This window comes from Brevibacillus aydinogluensis (assembly GCF_961514395.1).
Classification (GTDB): domain Bacteria; phylum Bacillota; class Bacilli; order Brevibacillales; family Brevibacillaceae; genus Brevibacillus; species Brevibacillus aydinogluensis.
In genome coordinates this window covers 373,083-391,486 of record NZ_OY569118.1, presented here as the reverse complement: position 1 = coordinate 391,486, position 18,404 = coordinate 373,083, and the positions used below count along the sequence as shown (strand labels likewise).

At 46.8% G+C, this 18,404-nt stretch carries 15 protein-coding genes and 1 pseudogene; 4 read left to right on the top strand and 12 right to left on the bottom strand.

Annotated features, from left to right (window positions below):
* Window positions 1–2: 2 nt before the first annotated feature.
* From Q7F15_RS01970 to Q7F15_RS01955, 4 genes are all read right to left on the bottom strand, one after another.
* A complete protein-coding gene (locus tag Q7F15_RS01970; protein ID WP_304415023.1) occupies window positions 3–2,120 on the bottom strand; it encodes a bifunctional diguanylate cyclase/phosphodiesterase in 2,118 nt (705 codons plus the stop codon).
* Between the two features lie 221 nt (window positions 2,121–2,341).
* Window positions 2,342–3,013 (bottom strand): hypothetical protein, encoded by a 672-nt coding sequence (locus tag Q7F15_RS01965; protein ID WP_304415022.1) that lies wholly within the window; start codon window positions 3,011–3,013, stop codon window positions 2,342–2,344.
* Window positions 3,014–3,369: 356 nt separating this feature from the next.
* Complete coding sequence (locus tag Q7F15_RS01960) at window positions 3,370–3,597, bottom strand: hypothetical protein (RefSeq protein ID WP_212133463.1); 228 nt, start codon at window positions 3,595–3,597, stop codon at window positions 3,370–3,372.
* A gap of 148 nt (window positions 3,598–3,745) precedes the next feature.
* Window positions 3,746–4,219 (bottom strand): hypothetical protein, encoded by a 474-nt coding sequence (locus Q7F15_RS01955; RefSeq protein ID WP_212133464.1) that lies wholly within the window; start codon window positions 4,217–4,219, stop codon window positions 3,746–3,748.
* Window positions 4,220–4,615: 396 nt separating this feature from the next.
* On the opposite strand from Q7F15_RS01955, the gene istA reads away from it, so the two are divergent.
* A complete protein-coding gene (gene istA / locus Q7F15_RS01950; protein ID WP_008409807.1) occupies window positions 4,616–5,839 on the top strand; it encodes an IS21 family transposase in 1,224 nt (407 codons plus the stop codon).
* Window positions 5,836–6,603: an IS21-like element helper ATPase IstB gene (gene istB / locus Q7F15_RS01945; RefSeq protein WP_008409491.1), complete on the top strand. Its 768-nt coding sequence runs from the start codon at window positions 5,836–5,838 to the stop codon at window positions 6,601–6,603. The genes istA and istB overlap by 4 nt, the downstream gene beginning before the upstream one ends.
* A 211-nt stretch (window positions 6,604–6,814) precedes the next feature.
* Here istB and Q7F15_RS01940 read toward each other — a convergent pair whose 3' ends face one another.
* The 8 genes and pseudogenes from Q7F15_RS01940 to Q7F15_RS01905 all read right to left on the bottom strand — a co-directional run bounded on the left by Q7F15_RS01940 (window position 6,815) and on the right by Q7F15_RS01905 (window position 17,087).
* Window positions 6,815–7,390 (bottom strand): hypothetical protein, encoded by a 576-nt coding sequence (locus Q7F15_RS01940; protein ID WP_304415021.1) that lies wholly within the window; start codon window positions 7,388–7,390, stop codon window positions 6,815–6,817.
* Window positions 7,391–7,802: 412 nt separating this feature from the next.
* Window positions 7,803–8,108: a hypothetical protein gene (locus Q7F15_RS01935; protein WP_122906943.1), complete on the bottom strand. Its 306-nt coding sequence runs from the start codon at window positions 8,106–8,108 to the stop codon at window positions 7,803–7,805.
* Between the two features lie 610 nt (window positions 8,109–8,718).
* Window positions 8,719–9,048: pseudogene (locus Q7F15_RS20630) on the bottom strand (RHS repeat-associated core domain-containing protein); the annotation flags it as partial.
* A 141-nt stretch (window positions 9,049–9,189) separates the two neighbouring features.
* Entirely contained in the window at window positions 9,190–9,552 is a 363-nt protein-coding gene (locus Q7F15_RS01925) for a hypothetical protein (RefSeq protein WP_212133766.1), read from the bottom strand.
* Between the two features lie 9 nt (window positions 9,553–9,561).
* The gene (locus tag Q7F15_RS20625) at window positions 9,562–10,773 is read right to left on the bottom strand and encodes an RHS repeat-associated core domain-containing protein (protein WP_438286230.1); all 1,212 of its coding nucleotides are present in this window, start codon (window positions 10,771–10,773) and stop codon (window positions 9,562–9,564) included.
* A gap of 166 nt (window positions 10,774–10,939) precedes the next feature.
* Window positions 10,940–11,233 (bottom strand): magnesium and cobalt transport protein CorA, encoded by a 294-nt coding sequence (locus Q7F15_RS01915; protein WP_230077490.1) that lies wholly within the window; start codon window positions 11,231–11,233, stop codon window positions 10,940–10,942.
* 24 nt (window positions 11,234–11,257) lie between these two features.
* Window positions 11,258–16,723, bottom strand: a complete 5,466-nt coding sequence (locus Q7F15_RS01910; RefSeq protein ID WP_304415019.1) for an RHS repeat domain-containing protein — start codon at window positions 16,721–16,723, stop codon at window positions 11,258–11,260.
* A gap of 19 nt (window positions 16,724–16,742) precedes the next feature.
* Window positions 16,743–17,087, bottom strand: a complete 345-nt coding sequence (locus tag Q7F15_RS01905; RefSeq protein ID WP_230077493.1) for a hypothetical protein — start codon at window positions 17,085–17,087, stop codon at window positions 16,743–16,745.
* A gap of 235 nt (window positions 17,088–17,322) precedes the next feature.
* Between Q7F15_RS01905 and Q7F15_RS01900 the strand changes: the two genes are divergently transcribed.
* Together Q7F15_RS01900 and Q7F15_RS01895 are read left to right on the top strand one after the other, a co-directional pair.
* Complete coding sequence (locus Q7F15_RS01900) at window positions 17,323–17,739, top strand: DUF2243 domain-containing protein (RefSeq protein WP_311838041.1); 417 nt, start codon at window positions 17,323–17,325, stop codon at window positions 17,737–17,739.
* A 139-nt stretch (window positions 17,740–17,878) separates the two neighbouring features.
* Entirely contained in the window at window positions 17,879–18,397 is a 519-nt protein-coding gene (locus Q7F15_RS01895) for a DUF3231 family protein (protein ID WP_230077496.1), read from the top strand.
* Window positions 18,398–18,404 lie beyond the last annotated feature (7 nt).

The following is an 18,404-nucleotide window of genomic DNA, read 5'->3' as shown; positions in this document are numbered from 1 at the left end:
GGTCACGCCTCAGCCGCTTTCAGCAAGGTTTCTATTTCCTGACGCGGGATTGGTTTGCTGAACAGATAGCCTTGTCCTTCGCGGCAGCCTTCTGCATGCAGGAAAGCCAACTGCTCTTCCCTTTCCACACCCTCGGCAATCACATTCAGGTGCAGGGTTTGGGCAATGGTCAAGATCGCCCGGACAATCGCCTGACTTTCCTTGTTCATGTGCACATCCCGAATAAAGGAAGCGTCAATTTTTATCGTGTCGACCGGGAGATGTTTGACGTAGCTGAACGAGCTGTAGCCCGTTCCAAAGTCATCGATCGAAATATGGACGCCCAGATCGCGAATCGATTGCAGGATCGGGACCGCATTGTCCGTTTCCGCGAAGATGCTCTCCGTAATCTCAAGCTCCAGCCACTGCGGTTCCAGTCCGGTATCCTCCAGAATCTCCCTGACTCTCTCCACCAGATCGGGTTGAAAAAACTGCCGTACGGACAGATTGACCGATACGCGAAAAGGGGCGTACCCTTCTGCCTGCCAGGCTCGATTTTGCTCGCAAGCACGGCGCAGAATCCATTCCCCGATCGGGACGATCAGCCCTGTCTCTTCTGCGATCGGAATAAACTTGTTGGGCGGGATTCTTCCCAATTCCGGATGATTCCAGCGGACAAGCGCCTCCGCTCCCACCAGCTTTCCGGTCAGCAGCTCATATTTGGGTTGATAATCAATGTGGAAATGCTCGTGCTCCATCGCTTTTCGCAGTTCATTTTCCAACAGGATGCGCTCCAACGATTTCTCTTCAATGGACGGATGGAAAAATTCAAATCCATTCCTTCCGCGTTCTTTCACAAAATACAGCGCCATATCCGCCCGTTTCAGCAGCTCGTCGGCCTCTCGTCCATCTGCAGGAAAGACAGCAATGCCCATGCTGCAGGAAAGATTGTGCTGTCGGCCATTCACTTCCAGCGGTTCTTCCAGCCGCTCGCGAATTCTCTGGGCGATTTGATCTACCTGGTCTCTGCCCGATATGTGGGGCAGCAAGATGGTAAACTCGTCTCCTCCCAAACGAGCGACCACATCGTTTTCCCCGAGGCACTGCTTGATTCTTTTCGCAATCTCTGCGAGGATGACATCGCCCACTTCATGTCCCCACGAATCGTTGATTTGCTTAAACCGGTCCACGTCGAGAAACATGACCGCCAATTGGGACTGGAATCGCTTCGCCTGGTACACTTCTTTTCGCAAGCGATCAACAAAGAGCCTGCGGTTGGGCAGATCCGTCAACGTATCATGGTAGGCCAAATGGAAAATGGTTTGTTCCCATTGTTTTCTTTCCGTTACGTCCCGCATGACGAGCACCAGGTTTTTTACATCGCCGCACGAGTCCAGGATCGGGTTCCCTTTTGTTTCCAGATAGAGGACCCGTCCGCTGTTGGTGCGGACACGAAATTCCAGCAGAGAAGACGTTTTTCTCGCTGCACAGATTTCCTTGAGATAATTCGTCACCAGTTCGCGATCTTCTTCATGCACCCATTGCAGCAAATGACTTGTCCCCAGCTCGCCTGCATCATCGCCGAAAAAGGTCTGATGCGATGGAGAAAGGTACACAAACGTGCCTTCGCAATCAATGATGGCAATTAAATCGGAGCAGTTTTCCGCAATCACGCGATACTTTTCTTCACTTTGCCTCGCCTCTTCTTCGGCTTTCTTGCGCAGACTGATATCATTTCGGATCGAGACGTACTGATACGGTTTCCCCTGTTCGTTTACAAACGGCACAATGGTGGTGTCCACCCAGTAAAAGGAACCGTCCTTTGCCCGATTGCGTATTTCGCCGCGCCAGACTTGCCCCGCTCCAATGGTCGCCCACATCTCCTTGAAGAACTCTTTCGAATGGTACCCCGAATTCAAAATGCGATGATCCTGGCCGATCAGTTCTTCCCGTGTATATTTCGAGATGGCACAAAACTGATCATTGGCGTGCATAATGATGCCTCGATGATCGGTAATGGCCAAAATGGAAGATTGGTCCAACGCATATTTGATATCTGCCAGCTCTTTGACAACACGTGTCAGCTTCTCGTCTGTTTTAGACAGAAGGTACTCCAGTTGATGATCAGTCAACGTTTTCATCTGCTCTCACCCACGACTCGAAGTTACAAAACTCCAAAAAACGGAAATTTTTTACGATCATTATACATGATTGTCCACTTATATGGCGCACATCTCACCATGCATTCCTTGTCATTTCTTTGAACGCGTCCTGATCGTCGGAGCCGGCATCTCAGCCGAAAAAAGCATGTCCGAAAAAGGAAAACCGGCGTATGGGACCACATGCGGCCGCGGACGCCGGTTCATTTGCTGACAGTCCAGCGCGATTCTCCATGCGAATCGCGCAGGTACAAACCTTCTGTTGTAACGATGGTTCCAAGCAGCTCCATACTTTCTGGATTTCCGATGAACATCGGCATGTTCAACTCATAATTTGACCAGATACATACCTGCATCTTTGCAAAAACAAATACAGACGAAACAGCTTCCCGCAGACCCAGCTCCAGCAAAACTTCCAGGTCAGCGAGTTCTTCGATATATACATGATCACGGTCATGCTGATGAAGTTTATTCAGAATCGCAGTCGCGATCTTTTCCTTCTGCTCATGCTGCAAGACCTCTTTGAGCCGCTCAGTATTTTCGTATCGGAGGGATGTCTCCACCCAGACGTGATCATACGCCCACAGCAACTGAAACACGCGAAGAAACTTTTGCTCTTCCTTAAAGTAACTGCTGCGCAGCAAAGGATTATCCTCAAGAAAGCCAAATGACAAGGCAAGGAAAGCAGCTTTTTTGCTGTCTACAATGGTTTTCGGGAATCTGTCGAGGACAAAGGATCGTTCTGGAAAGCGGGAAGAAATGAGGTCGAAATGTTCCACTAACAACGTACTTGCGTCGGAATCTCTTTTTGGATCTTCGTTTATGTTCCAATGATCCGGAAACATGGACACGACTACGCTGGCAAAGTCGTTCATGCAAACACCCTGCTTCATGGCTGTTTTATCGCTGCATAGCTGAATCATAGTACTTGCTAATTCCGTTTTTTCAGTTCCTCCCTAATTTCGATTAGCACTTGATATATTCGTTTCAATCCATAACTGGTTTCCGAACGATCGATTGCGCGTTTTACAACCCAATACAGGATAAGGAATTGGACAGCAGCGATTATGATCCACAACACAATATTTTCCACGGGAATCGCCTCCTCCCCCTCCATTTTCACACATTTCCAGTTGTTTATCAATTGTTACAGATTTTGTTGGGCTTGAGGGAGATATAATCGGGGATATGCTGTAAACAAATTAGCGTGCTTGTTCGAAAGTCAGCCAGCTTAGGTACAACAAGCCACATAATCAGCCTCATCGTTTACATTTAACCAGAGGGAACCATCTTGTTCCACCTTAAAATCCAGCTCGTTCCTTTTCAGCATGTCAACAAATTCAGCAGGGGCAAAATCAGATATCTTGTAGTATTTCTTTTCTTGAGTAAATGCAAGATATCCAATAATGGCTACTGGTATCAATAGTATCGCAGTAAGAAAATACGTGGCTTTTTTCATTTTCTCACTCCAGTTGGATTTTACTATTATTGCGCAACTCGTTGGTTAAGCGTTTCAGTAAGGCAGTTATAAAAATCTTAACTACTGGCACCAGGATGCTCTTTTCGTACGCTTTTTGTTGGTTATTACTCTTTCAAATTAAGAAGTCTTAGCCCTTAAGCTCAAAGATTTTACTCCAAACTTTCGTATCTCGGAATAGGAAACTGTCAATTTGCGATTCGATATAAGCGTAGATGAGAGGAGGATTGTATATCTCTCCCTTTCTCAGGTAGCTTATGGTCAGATCTCCATCAAAATCGGGCGTAAGGGAAAATATTGTATCTGCTCCTCCTGCCTTTTGTCCTTCGTATGTAATTCCGTTTTCCTCTTGAAAAGATTTCGGACTAAATTCAAGATATCTGTTATCAGCGAATATCGTTAGTTTTGTGGACCCCTTGGGTATCTCCCCAATAATGTGAACAGTTACTTTTGTAAATTGGCCAATGTCGTGCTTGGTTAATTGTAATTGTATATTTTTCACCAATAATGATGTATTGTGCTTCACCTGATAAAACTCATACACAACCAGACTTCCGATGACGAGTAATATTACCAGGAATGTGAGCCTTATGTGTTTTTTCACTTTCTTCCTCCTTTTTACAACTCATTTAATAAATAACTCTTACTAAGATTATACTTATACCTAAAATTAGTGGTTAAACAAATGCTTCTGCCCAACCGTCAATAATCATTTCTTATTGTGTTTGACACTCAGCCAACCATGCCCTTGCAGGGGGAGACAAGCCTATTACACGAAAAAACCCCAGACGAGTGTTGGTTACTCGTTGGGGGTTCATCAATATATCTTATCTTTCGTTAGCTAAGCCTATCGTAACTTCTCCTTCATGGTAAAATTCGATTACATAATGTCACCGCCGGGATATAATTGACCCAGGTTCGCCGGAAAGAAAATGACCCACCCATAGCGAATATATCCCCTTCGTAATTAACGGCCAAGTTAATCTTCGGAGGGAGACACATGCTAAGGAGTGGGATAGTGATATCGTTACATACCATGAGGGCAGAAGGCAAGAGTATTCGTGAAATTGCCCGTCTAACGGGGCATTCTCGAAATACAGTTCGCCGATATCTCCGGGGTGAATTCTCCCCCGAAAAGGGAACCCGTAAATCTCGTGGTTCCAAGCTTGATCCGTATAAACCGTTCCTGCAGGAACGTCTTCAAGAAGGTATCTATAACTGCGAGGTTTTATTCGATCTTCTACGAGAAAAGGGGTATACCGGGGGACGTACCATCTTGAAAGACTATGTGAAGGACTTCCGTCCTCCCAAACAAGTTCCCGCTGTTCTTCGTTACGAGACGAAACCTGGTGAATATGCACAGGTCGACTGGGGACTGTGTGATTACGTAGATTTGGACGGTACAGTCCGAAAAGTGCCGGTATTTGTCATGGTATTGGGGTACTCTCGTTCCACCTATATAGAGTTCACTAAGCGTTGTGACATTCACAGCTTTCTTCGTTGCTTGATTCATGCTTTTGAATATTTTGGGGGCATCCCAAAGGTAATGCTGACCGACCAGATGAAAACCGTCGTACTGGGCATGGGAGATGATCGAAAACCTCGCTGGCATCCGCTTTTTGCCGACTTTGCTGCAGCGATTGGGCTTGTTCCAAAAGTATGCAAAGTTCGACGCCCCGAAACAAAGGGAAAAGTGGAACGAGGCGTTCAATACGTAAAAAACAACTTTCTTCCTGGCAAACGCTTCGTTGATTTACAGGATCTCAATCAACAAGCCCTACACTGGTGCGAGCGGATTAACCGCCGTATTCATGGAACAACCGGCGAACGTCCCATCGACCGACTCCGTGAGGAAAATCTGTCGCCTATCCCTTCAGCTGAACGATGGGAAAAATACTTGCATGAACCGAGACAGGTCAGCCGAGACGGATTTGTTAGCTACGATGGTGTACGATATGGGGTTCCATGGAGGTACAGTGGACGTGAGGGTACCGTGCGAGAAGTGAATGGGTGGGTGGAAATCTGGGCCGACGGCACATGTATTGCTCGACACCAAAAGGTCTATCGATCCCGTGCAACTGTTTTTTGTGAAAACCAGTATGCAGGTCTTACGACTGCTCAAGGATATGCCTATCCACGTCCGCAAGCCCGACAGATTTCATCGCAGCAAGTGGAAGTGCGTTCGCTGGATGTCTATGAGCAGCTGACGGGGGTGGGAGCATGATTGAACTGGAACAGGCACGGCTACGTCTTGAGGAACTTGGGCTTCAGCAAGCGGCTCTACTCTTGGATGCCCATTTGGAAGCGGCAAGTCATGGACAGCCCACCTATCTGTCCTTTCTCAACATGCTTCTAGATGCAGAGATAGCGGAACGTCAAAAACGGAATATGGAGGTACGCACCAAACTCGCACACTTGCCTTACCGAAAAACGCTGGAGGAGTTCGATTTTGCTTTCCAACCCAGCATTGACGAACGGTTGATTCGAGAGCTGGCCACGATGACTTTTGTAACCCGACACGAGAATGTCTTGTTCTTAGGGCCTCCCGGAGTAGGAAAAAGTCATCTGGCGGTGGCGTTGGCTGTAGAAGCCATCTCGCAAGGGATATCCGTTTACTTTGTCAGTCTCTCGCAACTCATCGAAGATCTGCGAAAAGCTTACACGGAAAACAGGCTGGATAAACGCCTACGCATCTATATTCGACCAAAGCTCCTGATTATTGACGAAATTGGTTACTTACCGTTTGACAGTTTGGCAGCTAACCTCTTTTTCCAGGTAGTAAGTGCAAGATACGAGAGAGGGAGTATTCTGTTGACCAGCAACAAGAGTTTCGGTGAATGGGGGGAACTGATGGGCGATCCGATACTTGCTACGGCTATCCTGGATCGGCTCTTACACCATTCCCACATCGTCAATATTAGGGGGAATAGTTACCGACTTCGTGAGAAGATGAGGACTGGAGCCTACGGCTCCCCCTCTACCACCTAACCAACAAAAAATCGCCGGGTGGGTCAATTCTAAACCGGCGATGGTGGGTCAAAATAAAGTCGGCGTTGACAAGCACGAAGAGCACTCCTTAAATCAGTGGAGACTGCTGGAGCATCTGAATAATTCCATAGCAGTATTACCCGATAGTCACTTATTTTTTCTCGAGTCAGCCATTGGATTATCTCTTGGCAGTCATTGATTTTTTTCTTAGCTACAATCGCGTCCCAATTAATTCTTGCCAACGAAACAACGCATATTTCTTATAGTAATCTCTGAAGTCATCCGATAGATGCCAGCCGTACTGATTCATGAAGCGAACCACTTTTTCCAATACACTGTTCCTGTAAACGACATCGTTGTGCTTCGATTTAGCAAGATAACAGGCAAGAGCGTATTCGACATCTTCCGAAGACAGCAAGTCCTTGACATGCTTTCCAAACAGCGCGGCTAGTTGGTCAATCTCATTTTGAGCGAGTACCTGCTCCCGCCTCATCAACGTGACGACAATATCCAACGGTAGTCTATTCATTGTCTTCACCTCCCCCTTGCGGGCGGCGGCGAGGAGTTCTTGCTCCGCTTTCCATTTACGCCATTGTTGATACTGCTTCTGTGCTTCCTGCTCATCATAGCCATGTTGTACTAGAGCGTTTACGATTCTCGGCGGGATGGCGGGAGTGTGCCCATATAAACAAGCCTTCAATCGTTGAAACGATAAGTCGTGCAACACGGCAAATGATACCTGCGATACTCCCAGCATAGAGATGCATTCTTTAACTGGATGGTTCATGAGCATAACCCCCTCTATTAGTTTTTGTCTCTAATAGATTAGGCGGCTACCGCTAGAGGCTAACACATATGTATACCCACCGCCATCCAGAGAGTAGACAGCAAGTCATTATTGACTTTGTCACAATACAGCAACGAAAGCATGAACTGCTATCCTGTAAATCCTTACGGAATTCTAGCGTCATACGTGGCACTCTACAGCACCATGACACGCCATTTTGCGGCGGGGCGGGCAGTGTTCTGGTATCTCCCCTGCTCCCAATCCTCAGAAATGCCTAGCTTCGCTTTCTCACGAGCTTAACATTGGCGGTGCGTGTTGCGCATGGCATTGCCCTTACGGGCGGGCACAGTTCCAGAACGCAAAGAGAAACCCCAGACGTAGTTGATTACACGTTTGGGGTAAAAGTGACTTTTTAATTTGCAACGTCTCTAATATTTCCAGCAACCCTCTTAACCAATTCGTGAATTTGGTCTAAATGCCAAATGCAATCTGAAAGTTTCAAATGTAGGTGAATTAGGTTCTCAACAATTGTATCGATATCGTCGCTGTTTACACATTTAAGCTTCCCAACCAACACCTCTATCTGCCTAGGTAGCTCAGAAAATTCATCTAGATTTTCGTATTCCTCTGTGAATTCACTTTCAGAAATAATTGGTGTCTTCACACGAGAATTTAAATCTTGTAGTAGTTGGAGAATTCTTCTTAAGCTTTCATCCAATGCTATCAGCCTCCCATTACCATTTTACCGTTCTTCCTTGCTTTAATGCTTGCTCAGTTTTACTCACATTAAGAGTTCCGTCTAGGTTCAAAACTGCTTTCACTTTACCTCTACTATCCACAACTTCAATATGATCGTAATGGAGTGAGTCTAGATAAAATCCGTCTCCTTTTTTGAGATATGGATTTTGAACCTTTTTATCGATTCGATAGATAGATTGTCCATTGTAACGAGCACTAGTCTTGGTAGCAGAATTCTCAAGAGACTTACCAAAGTCTAATTCAAAAAACTCCTTCATGTTGTTTACTTTACTTATCCCCTGAGTAACCGCCTTACCTGTATTTTTGATAGAAGCTGCTGCCGCCCCTGCTAATGGAGCTGCCAATCCTAAATCAGGAACATCCCCATGATTCATGCCAACCGTATTATTAAATGTGACGATAGCTGTCGGAAGAACTTCCTCCTGTAACTTCGCTGGTACATACTTCCTCACTGCATCTTCTGGCTCTATTCCCTCTGTGTATGCCCTCCGTGCAGCAACCCCTGCCCAATGCAGGTACTCTTCTTCTGGTGATGTAAAGCCACCGATTCCTCCCGTTCCTTCGTCCACGTAGTGACCGCTTGGATCAACAAACCTCAACGGATTATTATGCACATACGTATACCGGTTGAGGCTCAGCGGATTATCCACTTGCCCCTTATACGTATCCTCTGAAATAAACCGTCCGATTTTCGGATCATAGTAGCGGGCACGCAGGTAGTAGTAACCGGTTTTTTCGTCGAAGATCTCACCGCTGTACTTGAACGGGTTGGACATGGTTTCCGTTTGCGCAACAAGGTTGCCCCACGAATCGTAGTCGTACCGGTTTAGCTCTGTACCGCTGCTGTCCGTGATGGATACAACATCGCCGTGGCTGTTGTACAGATAGTACCCTTGTTTTAATTTTTGGGCATGAAAAAGGCTCATTCCTCCTTATCGTTTAAGTAGGAACAAGCCTTTTCAAATTAATCAAGTAACATAATCATGTTTTTTAAAAAACTCTTTAAAAGGCTTTAAGCAAATCCAGTAACTTATTCAATGTCAGTCCATATTCTTCAAGTCTTGTCTTGCTAAATCAAGAGCAACCGCTAATGTAATTTGATGTCGTTTACTGAGTCCTTGTAAATATTGTGAAATCGTTTTAGTTACAACAATTGGTTCAATTTCAGCGTTAAAGCGTCCTAATTCAATTTCTGCGATAATACTATCGTTAATGAGAATCTTATAAATGTCCTCACCCTGCTCAGGTATCCAATGAACGATATAAGCTGTACGCATGTCCGGATATGAACTTCTAATCACTTCAAGTAGTCTTCGTTTCTCTTCACTCTTAAATAGTGATTGATTAGATTTTTTTAATTGCTCTCTTATTTCTTGTTCCACTCTGCTCCCTATTAGTTTCATGTTTCACCCTCATTTCTTTATCGATTTTAGTAAACCGGGGAATGCTGTAACCAAATTACCATGCCTGTCAGTTAAAATTGTCATTGTAGATGTAGGCTTGAACCCATTAAACTTATCAAGGCCAATTGGCTTATCTAAAGTGACCACTCTTACGTATCTCACCCCGTCTGCGCTATCAATACTCCTTACGACAGGAGATTTTACTATATCTTTACTGGATAATAGTGAACGGAGTTCGTCCTGAGAAATTGTGAACGTTGAAGCATTCTTATTTGAAAAATGTCTGTCTACAATATGCTTCCATCCATCGTTAGTTATATTGATTCGAGACTGAACGATAGGTGGCATCCCCTTAGATGTATTTTTCAACGTCCCAGCTATTGCACCGGTGGCAGGAACTGCAAATCCCAAATCGAGAACATCCCCATGATTCATGCCAACCGTATTGTTAAATGTGACGATAGCCGTCGGAAGAACTTCCTCCTGATACTGCGTTGGTACATATTTTCTTACTGCATCCTCTGGTTCTATCCCTTCTTCGTATGCCTTCTTTGCAGCAATCCTTCCCCAATGCAGGTACTCTTCTTCTCGTGATGAAAAGCCGCCGACTCCTCCAGTTCCTGCTTCCACAGCGTTCCCGCTCCGATCAACAAACCTCAACGGATTATTATGCACATACGTATACCGGTTGAGGCTCAGCGGATTATCCACTTGCCCCTTATACGTATCCTCCGAGATAAACCGTCCGATTTTCGGATCATAGTAGCGGGCACGCAGGTAGTAGTAACCGGTTTTTTCGTCGAAGACCTCACCGCTGTACTTGAACGGGTTGGACATGGTTTCCGTTTGCGCAACAAGGTTGCCCCACGAATCGTAGTCGTACCGGTTTAGCTCCACACCGCTGCTGTCCGTGATGGATACAACATCGCCGTGGCTGTTGTACAGATAGTACCCTTGTTTGTTTGCCCCCACATCTTTGCGGAACAGCAGTTCGTTCCCCCAGATGTTGCGGGCCTTCACGTTTCCGGCGTTGTCCAGCTCTTCGATGACCCTTCCGTTCAGGTAGACGTACTTCGTCTGGTTCCCGTTCTCTGCCTTTGTCGCACGCAGTCCGTTCCCGTAGTAGGTGTAGCTTCCCGCATCGCCTGTCCGTTCATTGGCATAGCTGCGCAGACGGTTCCGCTCGTCAAAGGTGAATGTGTTCTTATCAACTTCAATCAAGCCGACAGTTTTTGTAATGGCTCTTCTAATTTTATAAGGACTCCGTTTTTACGCAATTATATGGACTCATTGACACTGGGAGCTATTTCAATTGCCACTCAGTAACAACAAGAGAAAAAAGAAACCCCAAACAAGCATCAGCAACTCGTTTGGGGTCAATAGTAGGTTATACTTTGAAATTTAAGGCTTGAACAATATGAATTATCTTGTCCTCAATATCTCTTTCACTGTAGTAAACATTTGGGTACAACTTTAGATCTTCTTCAAGAGGAGAAAATCTAGCCGCCATTTCAGCTAATTCACTAAACTCCTTATTTTCCAATACTGAAAATTCACTGGGGTCAGCATCATGGTCAAAAGTTATATGAAACTCATTGCAAAACCTATCTGGTTCAATTTGCTTTTTGAGATAAAGGTTAATTAACCAATATAACCGTTCTCTAGGAGTACGCTCCTTCAATTTCCCCACCTCATTTTACAAGGATTACTTTGTAGCAGGCAAGACAAAATTACCGTTCCTTATTTCTCTGTCAGTATACTTGAAGTGGAATACAGTATTCGTTTCCGCATCATACAGTACCTCAACATTGTACTTCTTCCCGTTTTTATACATTACATCATAATACATTGTAGCATTTGTACCTCTAGGGTCAGGAAATCCTTTTCCGTATTTAATAACTGACTGTTGGATTTGAACAGGTATAAACCTACCTGCTTCATTCATGTGTTTTGCAGCTGTACCAGTAAAGTTTAATCCTTCCTCTAACTTACTAAAGCCTTTCCCCTTATTAAATAGACTACCGACAAAGAACGCACCTTTTACTGCAGCTGCTTCTCCTGGGTAATCCCATAATGCTTTATTAAAATCTGCAATTAACGTAAGCCCTGGAGCAGATTCTCGTGCCATTTTCATTACTTCCGAATCTGGAATCATAGCATCTGTGGATTGCATTATATCTGACTGGGAATATCCTGCTTTGATCATTTTTGCTCTTATGTCATTAGCGTAATTTTGCCAATACCTTTTTTCTCCTTCGGTTTGTGCTAATGTCCATTTATTTTTGGCTTCATTGATAACCCAGTTAGCCCCAATCGCTTGATTCCAATGCCCACTCGGATCAACAAACCTCAACGGATTATTATGCACATACGTATACCGGTTGAGGCTCAACGGATTATCCACTTGCCCCTTATACGTATCCTCCGAGATAAACCGTCCGATTTTCGGATCATAGTAGCGGGCACGCAGGTAGTAGTAACCGGTTTTTTCGTCGAAGATCTCACCGCTGTACTTGAACGGGTTGGACATGGTTTCCGTTTGCGCAACAAGGTTGCCCCACGAATCGTAGTCGTACCTGTTAAGCTCCGCACCGCTGCTGTCCGTGATGGATACAACATCGCCGTGGCTGTTGTACAGATAGTACCCTTGTTTGTTTGCCCCCACATCTTTGCGGAACAGCAGTTCGTTCCCCCAGATGTTGCGGGCCTTCACGTTTCCGGCGTTGTCCAGCTCTTCGATGACGTTTCCGTTCAGGTAGACGTACTTTGTCTGGTTCCCGTTCTCTGCCTTTGTCGCACGCAGTCCGTTCCCGTAGTAGGTGTAGCTACCCTCATCGCCTGTCCGTTCATTGGCATAGCTGCGCAGGCGGTTCCGCTCGTCAAAGGTGTACGTCACCGTGTCGGTGTCGATCGGCAAGACGCCCTCAAAGGATTTCCTGTTCCCACGGGTGTCATACGCATAACGATTCGTGCCACTCGGCAGTGTTTCTTTCGTCAGACGGTCAATCTTGTCATACTCATAGGCAAACGTCGTTCCATTGCGGGTGATGGAGACCACGTTTCCAAACGAATACTGATTCGTCTCTGTCCAGATCGGCGTAGTACGCTTCCTGTGCGTCAGCTCCTTCACCTGGCCAAAAGAATCCAGCTTCCGCTCCATCTCCAGGCCGTTCGGGTACGTGAGCGTATACGTTTCTCCCGTGTTTGTCGTATGATACGCATAGCGGATTGTCCCCGTCACATTGCTGGATACTTCCACCAGGCGCTCCGCGTCGTCATAGCGATACGATACCACCGTGTTATCCGGATATACCAGTTGGTCCATCAAGTCATCATCATCTGTATAGCGAATCTGATAATCACGGTCAAATACCGTCTGGCGATTCAACCGATGGAATGGATCGTAGCTGTACTGGACCTCCCGATAATTGCTGCTGGTCGGACGGGTGTCGGGACCATTGCTGTTGGTCTCTTTCTTCACGAGTGAAGTATTCGGGTAATACTCCCAGGTTTCCTTGTTTTTCACAACACCCGCTGTATCTTTTGTCGTGATGCTGGACACCTCATAAAACGGCGTATACGCATACTCATGGCGGTTTTTTGCCTTATCGGTAAAGATGCGCGTCTTTCCGTTCGGATAGTAGTGAAACGTTTCCGTCGCCCCGGACGGTACATCTTTTTCGCTGATCTTCCAGGACAGCGGATTGTAGTGATACTCTGTCGTCAGCGTATTATTCTCCTGTACGGATACCAGGTTGCCGTAGGCATCATAGCTGTATCCGTAGACATTTTGTTCCGGATCAACGAGACGTACCAGGTTGCCGTTTATGTTGTAATGATAGGTCCAGGAGCGTGTCTTGCCCGTCTGGTCACGTTCCGTTTTTTGCGTCATTTGATCAAAGGGATTGTACTCGTAACGTATCGCCAGTCGTTGTGCCGCGTCACCAGTCTCGCGAATTTCCTCTTGCAGTTGGCCGTGCCGGTTGGCAAAGTGCGTGACGGTGAGGCCATTGGACTCAACGCTCCGAACAGTCTCGACCGGCAAATAGCTGTCTCTGTCGCGATAGGCATTGGCGCGGTAGTACATGGTGTACCCTTTGGGATCTTGCTTGCCCAGCAGACTGCCGTCTTCATTATAGAAGTAACTTGTTGCCCGGCTGTCGTCGGCATACGGAGCACTGGATTCCAACCGGCCGTCCGAGGTGTACGTGTTGTACAGAAGCGGTCTTACTTCTCCATTGGTCCCCCGCTGTCCCTTGTATTCCACCTCGCCAAATGGCGTGAAATGAGTAAATTCCTCCGTGCCGTCCGGCAACGTCATTGTCACTTTGCGCTGTGTGTCATCATAGTCGTAGAAAATCGTCCGGAACTGGCCCTCATTCGCAAATAGTTCAATGGTAAGCCGTCCAAGCAAATCGTATTGATACATAGCCTGGCTTTGGTCGGGGTAGATTCGTTTTACCACCCTGCCCAATTCGTCGTAGTCAAACTGGTACGTAAGGGTCTCCACCGTTTCCGGAGACGTCTCCACTTCCAGCTTGATGACCGTCGGATACAAGCCATAGCGGTCATAGGATTCAATTTTTTTATCAAAAAATTTCTCATCCGATCCTTTCGTCGCTTCCACGATAGTGGAAACCAGCTTCTGGCTGTTGTACTGGTACACGCGGCCAATTTCTTCCCGTTTCGTCGTCGTTCCATCCGGATACGAATCGACGATGTGCTCCGTTTCCAGCAATTTGTCAGCATTATAGGTATACGTTTCCTCGTGAAAATGATTGGGATTTCCGGCTGCTGTCCGTTTCATCTTCGTTAGCAACCGCAGGTAATAGGTCGTCGCTGTGTAGTTCCACGTCGTTTCGTTGCCTTGCGGGTCCACCAATTTGGTCAAATCACCGTAACTGTTGTAGCTGTACGCTGTGACCTGGGCGTACTTGCCCAGCCTGCTTGCAACACTGCCCAAACGATTGACGTCGGGTGCCAACAGAAATTGGTACACATCCGCATCGTCGGTAAACGAAGCGGGACGCCCCAAAAAGCGGTACTCGTACCGTGGCTTCGTCTCTCGGCCGCTGTACAGATAGCTTACATAGCTGACGGGATGGTAGCGGTATTCTTTTTCACCTTCCGTTAACGTCAGAGGAAGAAGAATTGTGTCTGTATCCGCTCCAGTGCCAATGTACGTCTTGACTGATTGCGGCAAAAATGTTTTGTCCGGATTGGGTGTAAAGACTTTTTCCTGGTTCGGGTTCCCGTACTGTACAATTTGCGTTTTGACGATCGACCCTTCCCGCAGGGTCTGATTTTTCAGCCGGACAGACAAATCCTTGGACGACTTCCAGATTTCCTTATTCGTCAGCGGATAGTAAATTGTATGCGAGTACCATCCCTGCTTCTGACGCTCCGGGTGGGGCGTCTTGGCAAAGCGAATGTCAACTGCTGTCACCGGATGATACGACGTATAGGTCAGCTTTTCGTCATCGTGGTACAACCGGACCACGCCGCGGCTGAGAAAATCAGGTTCGTCCGGCTGATACGGGCTGTACGTATAGGTAATCTGCAGGCCTTCCACCGGGTACGACACCTCACGCAGCAAATTGTACTTTGTGGTGCCGCGTCTCTGAAAGTCATCGGTGGTGTAGACCGTCGACTCCATTCCGTTGTAGTCTAGTGGAATGTTCGCCGGAAAGGAATACACGGGTTTCAGGTTAAACTCTGCCTCGCCGAATACCCCTGAATCGTGATAGGTATACTCCGCGATTATCTTGCTGCCATTGCCATTGACGTCGTATTCAATGACCCTGCTAGGGGTCTCATTCCAGTCGTACTTTATATGCTTCAACAGGCGGCTTTTGGACGCATCGGCATACACCTTGAGATCGCTAACCAAGTTGCCAATGTGTTTGTCCATGACGATGCAGCGACCGACGCTGTCGATGATTTCAATCGGCTTATCCTTCTTTTCCGGAATGCGGTAGACGATTTCATCTCCATACGCATTGGTTTTGGTGACCACATACGTATCACCATCACTATTGTATGACTTCTCTATGGAAAAATTGTACAAGTAGCCGTTGTACCTCAACCAGGCAATGTGTTCCACGCCATTGATTTCCCACCTTTTGTACTCCATAGAGGCGCCGAGATAGGGATAGTTTACCCAGTCTCCTTCTTTGGATTTAGACTCAAGCACTGTGCCGTCGTCCAGCGTAAACACATAACGCTTACTATCCTTTTCATTAGTACGGTTGCAAAAATACTTGGATAAATCTTCATCGTAGGTGCAGCGGATGTTCTCTCTGTCGATCTCCTCAATCATGGGGATATTCCATTTCCATCCCACAGGCAGGTGATACTTTTCGTGGTATCCTCCATTCCCTACCCATATGTTTTCACCCCACTTGCTCTTGTAGTAAATCCGCCCTAACATCGCATCCAGAGAGGAATACTGCCGTTCCAGCTTGAGATCCATCCCGTGTTTTCCTTCCAGATGCACATCCGTCTCTTTAATATTGGCTGTGCGGTACAGTTCATCGACAAGGTTCTCGGTATTGCGCTTATACCGGTAGGTTAGCCCTTCAGGTTCGTACTCTTCATCTGGCGGGCTGGAAGTGAGACCTGAATCGGCGAGAGACGAAAGCGGCGCTTTTGCCTTGTTTCCCTTGGTTTCCTTCCAGCGCTGGTAATGCTGCTCGATGACTGGCAGCGCCTGTTTGAGCAATGTGTACTGTATCTGGCCAAGTCGACCCATTTCGGACATGACCGCCTCGTCCGTCCACTGGTATTTTTCCACTTTTTCGTCCTGGGACAAGAAGCGGTCCAACAGCGGATAAAAATAGGCAGCAATCTGCAAGGTTTTCCGATCAAACGATTGATACATGCCCCAGACGACATCTGCCGGCAACGAATCCCATGTCATCGCCATCACTTCATCTTTTGTAAAGGAAGGGATTTCGTCCGATTTTTTTTGTTGCAGCTCTATCGCAGCCTGTAAGACTTCTTTGTATGCAGACAACCATGCTTTTGTGTCTGCTGGTTGTTCGTTGCTGTCGTCAGATACGGGTGTCGCAGATAAACGTTCATCCACCCTGGCAAATGTAACAGAAGGCACCAGCAGGGATATGGCAAGAACAGAAGAGATGAACCTGCGCATCCATTTTTTCACACTCATTGCTACCTCCTTATTACTGTCAGTTTTCATATACTTTTTTCCGGATCAGGTTGCCGTTGTTGTCATAGATGAATTCAATTTTCAATACACCGTTTTCGTACAGGTACTGCAGTTGGTTTCTGGCATTATACGTGTACGTGAAATTGCGCGAAGCGCCAGAAGAAGACACGATACCATCTGAGGTGAACGGCTCACTCGTCTTGTTACCTGACGGAGTGTCAGTCGCCGCCCGTACAATGTCTCGTTGCTCATCACCCATACCTGGCGGTTTTTCACGGGCAGTTGCCGGGGGTGAATTGGCCATTGTGGCTCCAGGTGAAATCAGTACGGTAAGACCCAGAACAAATAGCAACACCAGATTCATCACTTGTCTTCCCATGTTCTCTGCTCCCTTTCTGTAAAGTTTTAATTAGAGACTGACCATGCAGATGTGAGGCAGTCGATGTTCATGAACACTCTCCTCTACCCGAATAGGTAAAGTTAGGCATAAAAAAACCACTCGAATTGCCGAGTGGTTCCCGTTTGTAGACAAAGCAGGGCTTTTTTTACCTTGAACTGGCCATAATGCTAGTGAAGGAAAAGGAGGTGGGCAGCAAAACGTGAAGACAACAACAATGGGAGCGTTTTTGTTTGGTGTCGGTATGATTGGAATGCTGGATGGCATTGTCTTTCATCAAATCCTGCAGTGGCACAGTGTAAACATGCATACGGATCGCGTACACCAAATCATCAGCGACGGCGTTTTTCATTTATTCGTGACCTTGATCATCTTTGTGGCAGGCATCCTGTTATGGAAAGGGAATCCCCAAGACTCGCCACGTACATTCTGGGGCAGCTTTTTACTGGGTGCCGGCTCATTTAATTTGCTGGAGGGTATCGTAAATCACCACCTCTTGCAGCTTCACCACGTCAAGCCAGGGGCGCAACAATTCCTGTTCGATCTTTCATATGATGTAGTTGCCCTGCTGCTGCTTGTCACAGGCTGGATCGTGCGGCGCCGAACAACCTCTGCGTAACATCATACACGATAGGCAAATCCGCCAAACATTTCCATGATAAACCTCAAACTCCCGGTAACAATAACAGTGGGTTACCTATGTTGTCAGGAGAACCCATTTGAATGTTACAACGCAAATCAATGCTGGGAGGACGGTTATGGGTATTTTAAGCGGAAATCCACAGAACGAGCCAATGCACTATGGGGAAGTCTTTGGTGTTTGGAGTTACCTTACCGTAACCAAAGGGATGTTGGCTGGTTATCAAACGTTCATCAACCATACGGGCGACAAGGATTTGCGAACATTTCTTGAAGACCTGACGAAAAATATGAAGCAGGAGATCGAGCAGATTGAAGAGCTGCTCAAGGTCAACGGAATTGGGCTGCCACCCGCTCCACCAGAACGGCCAACTGCTACGTTGGAAAGCATCCCGGTGGGAGCACGGTTCAACGATCCGGAAATTGCCGCTCGTGTATCGTTGGACTTGGCTGCCGGGTTGGTATCTTGCAGCCAAATTATCGGGCAGGCAATTCGTGAAGATATCGCGATGATGTTTGGTCAATTCCATACGACGAAAGCCGCATACGGCGCCCGCCTGCTGCGCATTAACAAGGAAAAGGGATGGTTGGTTCCTCCCCCACTTCATCAGCAAACGCCCGAACCTGCCCATGTATAAGAAGTTC

Bases quoted from the DNA above. Each gene is read 5' to 3' on its own strand.
- Q7F15_RS01970 (WP_304415023.1), bottom strand. From the start codon at position 2,120: ATGAAAACGTTGACTGATCATCAACTGGAGTACCTTCTGTCTAAAACA.
- Q7F15_RS01965 (WP_304415022.1), bottom strand. From the start codon at position 3,013: ATGAACGACTTTGCCAGCGTAGTCGTGTCCATGTTTCCGGATCATTGG.
- Q7F15_RS01960 (WP_212133463.1), bottom strand. From the start codon at position 3,597: ATGAAAAAAGCCACGTATTTTCTTACTGCGATACTATTGATACCAGTA.
- istA (WP_008409807.1), top strand. From the start codon at position 4,616: ATGCTAAGGAGTGGGATAGTGATATCGTTACATACCATGAGGGCAGAA.
- istB (WP_008409491.1), top strand. From the start codon at position 5,836: ATGATTGAACTGGAACAGGCACGGCTACGTCTTGAGGAACTTGGGCTT.
- Q7F15_RS01940 (WP_304415021.1), bottom strand. From the start codon at position 7,390: ATGAACCATCCAGTTAAAGAATGCATCTCTATGCTGGGAGTATCGCAG.
- Q7F15_RS01925 (WP_212133766.1), bottom strand. From the start codon at position 9,552: ATGAAACTAATAGGGAGCAGAGTGGAACAAGAAATAAGAGAGCAATTA.
- Q7F15_RS01910 (WP_304415019.1), bottom strand. From the start codon at position 16,723: ATGAGTGTGAAAAAATGGATGCGCAGGTTCATCTCTTCTGTTCTTGCC.
- Q7F15_RS01905 (WP_230077493.1), bottom strand. From the start codon at position 17,087: ATGAATCTGGTGTTGCTATTTGTTCTGGGTCTTACCGTACTGATTTCA.
- Q7F15_RS01895 (WP_230077496.1), top strand. From the start codon at position 17,879: ATGGGTATTTTAAGCGGAAATCCACAGAACGAGCCAATGCACTATGGG.